Origin of the sequence: Piscinibacter sp., assembly GCF_050175855.1 — a bacterium.
In the GTDB taxonomy this organism is placed as follows: domain Bacteria; phylum Pseudomonadota; class Gammaproteobacteria; order Burkholderiales; family Burkholderiaceae_C; genus Piscinibacter.
In genome coordinates this window covers 1-4,875 of the sequence record NZ_JBFXIO010000385.1, presented here as the reverse complement: position 1 = coordinate 4,875, position 4,875 = coordinate 1, and the positions used below count along the sequence as shown (strand labels likewise).

4 protein-coding genes and 1 pseudogene are annotated in these 4,875 nt (G+C 68.8%); 4 read left to right on the top strand and 1 reads right to left on the bottom strand.

The genetic code is table 11. From position 1 onward, the window contains the following. Positions 1 to 1,875 (bottom strand): chromosome segregation protein SMC (gene smc, locus AB7U92_RS22030; protein ID WP_428582123.1); only part of this gene is annotated, 1,875 nt, incomplete at its 3' end. 195 nt (positions 1,876 to 2,070) lie between these two features. On the opposite strand from smc, the gene queF reads away from it, so the two are divergent. The 4 genes and pseudogenes from queF to AB7U92_RS22010 all read left to right on the top strand — a co-directional run. Continuing rightward, entirely contained in the window at positions 2,071 to 2,499 is a 429-nt protein-coding gene (gene queF, locus AB7U92_RS22025) for a preQ(1) synthase (RefSeq protein WP_428582125.1), read from the top strand. A 14-nt stretch (positions 2,500 to 2,513) separates the two neighbouring features. Further along, the gene (dapC, locus tag AB7U92_RS22020) at positions 2,514 to 3,704 is read left to right on the top strand and encodes a succinyldiaminopimelate transaminase (protein ID WP_428582121.1); all 1,191 of its coding nucleotides are present in this window, start codon (positions 2,514 to 2,516) and stop codon (positions 3,702 to 3,704) included. 3 nt (positions 3,705 to 3,707) lie between these two features. Continuing rightward, positions 3,708 to 4,538: a 2,3,4,5-tetrahydropyridine-2,6-dicarboxylate N-succinyltransferase gene (gene dapD, locus AB7U92_RS22015; protein WP_428582119.1), complete on the top strand. Its 831-nt coding sequence runs from the start codon at positions 3,708 to 3,710 to the stop codon at positions 4,536 to 4,538. 34 nt (positions 4,539 to 4,572) lie between these two features. Beyond that, positions 4,573 to 4,875: pseudogene (locus AB7U92_RS22010) on the top strand (PilT/PilU family type 4a pilus ATPase); the annotation flags it as partial.

Genomic DNA, 4,875 nt, shown 5'->3' with positions numbered 1-4,875 from the left:
GCTGCGGTTGGCCAGCGCCTCGTCGATGCTGCCGGCGGTGTACACGCCTTCCAGCCAGTCGTTGAGCAGCGCCTTCAGGCCGGCGTCGCCCAGGCGCAGCAGGTCGGACAGGCGCGGCAGCGTCTGGTGCGTGTTGGCGATGGCGGCATGCGGCGGCGTGTAGAAGGCCAGTTTGGCCGGAGGCGCATCGTCGGCGAAGGCGCGCACCGTCTCCACCCGGCCGACCTCCAGCGCATTGAGCCGCTCGCGCAGCGCCGACTCCAGCGCCGTCTCCCAGCCGGCCTCGATGTGCACCTTGGTCCACAGGCCCTGCAGGCCTTCCAGGCCGTGCTTGGCCAGCCAGGGCTTGAGCTTGCCCTCGGTCTGCACCTTCTCCTGCAGCGCGCGCAGCGCCTCCAGGCGCGCGGACAGGTCCGAATGCCTGGCCGATTCGGCGTTCACCTGCTCCTGCTTGGCTCGCCGCTCGTCGTCGAGCGCGGGCACCTGCTCCTGCAGTTCGTGCAGCCGCGCGTCGGCCACGCCCTGCGCTTCTTCCGCCGCGGCGAAGCTCGTCTTCAGTTCGGCCAGGCGCGCGGTGTCGGGCGACGCCAGCTGCTGCTTCTCGCCGGCGAGGCGCTCGCGCCGCGCGTTGAACTGGCGGCGCTGCTCGTCGATGTTGCGGCTCTCCGCAGCCAGCAGCTGGATCTGCTGCTGCACCTGAGCCACCACGTTGCGCTGCTCGTTGCTCTTCGCCTGCGCGGCACGCACGGCATCCTCCAGCGTCGGCAGCTGGCCCGACTGCTCCTCGGCCTGCGCGGCGAGCACCTCGCTCTGCTCTTCGGCGGCGGCGATCTGCTCGGCGATCTGGCCGAGTTCGTCGTCGGCCTGCTGGCGGCGCTCGTCCCACTGCTCGCTGCTGGCCTTCAGCTCGACCAGGCGCTGCTCGACCCGCGCGCGGCCTTCCACCACGTAGCGGATGCGTTCCTCCAGCCGGCTCACCTCCAGCGCGGCTTCGGCGAGCAGGCCCTGGGCGCCGTGCAGCTCGTCGCTGGCGGCGTAGTGCGCCTGGCGGATCGTCTCCAGCTCGGCCTCGCCGTGGCGCAGCTCGGCCAGGCGCGCTTCCAGTGCATTGGTGGCTTCCAGAACCGCCTTCTTGACGCGCTCCTCCTCGCTGGCCGCATCGCGGTGCTTGAGGAACCAAAGCTGGTGCAGCTTGAGCTCGCCGCTTTGCTGCAGCGCGCGGTACTGCGTGGCCACCTCGGCCTGCTTCTCGAGCTTGTCGAGGTTGCTGGTCAGCTCGCGCAGGATGTCTTCCACGCGGGTGAGGTTCTCGCGCGTGTCCTTGAGGCGGTTCTCGGTCTCGCGGCGGCGCTCCTTGTACTTCGAGACGCCGGCAGCTTCCTCGAGGAACAGGCGCAGCTCCTCGGGCTTGGATTCGATGATGCGGCTGATCGTGCCCTGGCCGATGATGGCGTAGGCGCGCGGGCCGAGGCCGGTGCCGAGGAAGACGTCCTGCACGTCGCGGCGGCGCACCGGCTGGTTGTTGATGTAGTAGCTGCTGGTGCCGTCGCGCGTCAGCACACGTTTCACCGCGATCTCGGTGAACTGGTTCCACTGCCCGCCGGCGCGGGCGTCGCTGTTGTCGAACACGAGCTCGACGCTGGAGCGGCTCGCCGGCTTGCGGTTGCCCGAGCCGTTGAAGATCACGTCCTGCATCGACTCGCCGCGCAGCTCGCTGGCCTTGCTCTCGCCGAGCACCCAGCGCACCGCATCCATGATGTTCGACTTGCCGCAGCCGTTGGGCCCGACCACGCCGACCAGCTGACCCGGCAGCTGGAAGTTGGTGGGCTCGGCGAACGACTTGAAGCCGGAGAGCTTGATCGAGTTCAGGCGCATGGGAGAGCGGGGTTCTGCCCGGCGTCGAGGTGCGTCGACCTTTCGCCAAGTCCTTGATTCATATGAGAAAACCCGCGCTGACGCGGGCTCTCTGCGGGGCGGGATGATAGCATCGCGGCCCCGCGCAATCCCTCTCCAGACGTGTCCGCCATGGCCAAGAAGTCCCCCGCTCGCCCGCCGCTCAAGGAGCGCCCGATGCCGCCCAACCCGCCCAGCGCGCCGAGCAAGGAACTGCACGTCTTCCCCAACCCGGCGCCGGAGCGCGACTACGTCATCCAGTTCCAGGTGCCCGAGTTCACCTGCCACTGCCCGTTGACCGGCCAGCCCGACTTCGCGCACTTCACGATCGACATGATCGCGGACAAGCTGTGCGTGGAGCTCAAGAGCCTGAAGATGTACTTCTGGAGCTACCGCAACGAAGGCGCGTTCCACGAGAAGGTGACCAACACCATCCTCGACGACATCGTGAAGGCCACGGCGCCGCGCTTCATCCGCATCACCGCCAAGTGGTACGTGCGCGGCGGGATCTACACCAACGTGGTGGCCGAGCACCGCAAGAAGGGCTGGAAGCCGCAGCCGCGCGTCGACCTGCCGGCCCACGCCGCCGAGACCGGCCTGCTCTGAACGCGAGACAGCCGATGAACCCGCTGCTCGCGCGACTGCACCCCTACCCCTTCGAGCGCCTGCGCGAGCTGACTCGCGGGGTCACACCCAACGCCGTCTACCGGCCCATCAGCCTGGGCATCGGCGAGCCCAAGCACGCCACGCCGGAGCTGATCAAGCGCGCGCTGACGGACAACCTCGCCGGCCTGGCCAGCTACCCGGCCACCGCCGGCGAGCCGAAGCTGCGCGAGGCCTGCGCCGCCTGGGTGCAGCGCCGCTACGGGGTGACGCTCGACGCTGCCACGCAGGTGCTGCCGGTCAACGGCTCGCGCGAGGCGCTGTTCGCGCTGGCCCAGACGGTGATCGATCCGACGAAGCCGGGCGCCACGGTGGTCTGCCCCAATCCCTTCTATCAGATCTACGAGGGCGCGGCGCTGCTGGCCGGGGTGCAGCCGCACTACGCCAACAGTGACCCGGCGCGCAATTTCGCGCCCGACTGGGCCAGCGTGCCCGACCAGGTCTGGGCGCGCACGCAGCTGCTCTACGTGTGCTCGCCGGGCAACCCGACCGGCGCGGTGATGCCGCTGGCCGAGTGGAAGACCCTCTTCGAGCTGAGCGACCGCCACGGCTTCGTGATCGCCTCCGACGAGTGCTACTCGGAGATCTACTTCCGCGACGAGCCGCCGCTGGGCGGCCTGGAGGCGGCGATCCAGCTCGGCCGCAAGGACTTCCGCAACCTGGTCGCGCTGACCAGCCTCTCGAAACGCTCCAATGTGCCGGGCATGCGCTCGGGCTTCGTGGCCGGCGATGCGTCGATCCTGAAGCAGTTCCTGCTCTACCGCACCTATCACGGCAGCGCGATGAGCCCGGTGGTGCAAGCCGCCAGCATCGCCGCCTGGAACGACGAAGCCCACGTGGTCGACAACCGCAACCTGTACCGCACCAAGTTCGCCCAGGTGACGCCGCTGCTGGCGGGCGTGATGGATGTCGCGCTGCCCGACGCCGGCTTCTACCTCTGGGCGCGCGTTCCGGGCGACGACGACGTAGCCTTCGCGCTGCAGTTGCTCGCTCAATACAATGTGGCGGTGCTGCCCGGCAGCCTGCTCGCCCGCGAATCCGGCGGCATCAATCCCGGCGCCGGGCGCATCCGCATGGCGCTGGTGGCCGGCGTCGACGAATGCCTCGAAGCCGCGCACCGCATCGTTTCCTTCATCCAAGCCCGCTGAGCCATGACCCAACAACTGCAGAACATCATCGACCTCGCCTGGGAGAGCCGCGCCACGATCTCCGCGATCAACAGCCCCGAGGTGCGCGAGGCGGTCGAGCACGTCATCGCCGACCTCAACGCCGGGCGCCTGCGCGTGGCCGAGCGCCAGGGCGTGGGCCAGTGGACGGTGAACCAGTGGATCAAGAAGGCGGTGCTGCTGAGCTTCCGCCTCAACGACAACCACGTGATGCGCGCCGGCGACCTGAGCTTCTTCGACAAGGTCGAGACCAAGTTCGGCCACGTCAGCGAAGACGCGATGCGCGCCACCGGCATTCGCGTCGTGCCGCCGGCCGTCGCCCGCCGCGGCTCGTACCTGGCGAAGAACGTGGTGCTGATGCCGAGCTACGTGAACATCGGCGCGTACGTCGACGAAGGCACCATGGTCGACACCTGGGCCACCGTGGGCTCGTGCGCGCAGATCGGCAAGAACGTGCACCTGTCGGGCGGCGTCGGCATCGGCGGCGTGCTCGAGCCGCTGCAGGCCAACCCGACGGTCATCGAGGACAACTGCTTCATCGGCGCGCGCTCCGAGGTGGTGGAAGGCGTGATCGTCGAGGAGAACTCGGTGCTCGGCATGGGCGTCTACATCGGGCAGAGCACCCCGCTGTTCAACCGCGAAACGGGCGAGATCAGCTACGGCCGCGTGCCCAGCGGCTCGGTGGTGGTCAGCGGCAACCTGCCGAAGAAGACCGCCGCCGGCCAGGACTACAGCATGTACGCGGCGATCATCGTCAAGCGCGTGGATGCCCAGACGCGCAGCAAGACCAGCATCAACGACCTGCTGCGCGCCTGAGCAGCGCACTCGACACAACCCAGGGAGGATCGGCATGAGCGGTGGCGGCAACATGGAGCGCGTGCTTCGCCTGATGGCGGAGAAGAACGCTTCGGACGTGTACCTGTCGGCCAATTCGCCGATCCTCATCAAGATCAACGGGCAGCTGCTGCAGCTGTCCGACCAGCCGCTGACGCATGCGCAGCCGCGGCAGCTGCTCGCCGAGCTGCTCACGCCCACCCAGCTCGAGGAGCTCGACGACACCGGCGAGCTGAACATGAGCATCGGCCTGCCCGGCGTGGGCAGCTTCCGCCTCTCGGGCTTCAAGCAGCGCGGCTCGATCGCGGCGGTGTTCCGC

Excerpts from the sequence above, each read along its gene's own strand:
- dapC (WP_428582121.1), top strand. The coding sequence starts at position 2,514 with ATGAACCCGCTGCTCGCGCGACTGCACCCCTACCCCTTCGAGCGCCTG.
- dapD (WP_428582119.1), top strand. The coding sequence starts at position 3,708 with ATGACCCAACAACTGCAGAACATCATCGACCTCGCCTGGGAGAGCCGC.
- queF (WP_428582125.1), top strand. The coding sequence starts at position 2,071 with ATGCCGCCCAACCCGCCCAGCGCGCCGAGCAAGGAACTGCACGTCTTC.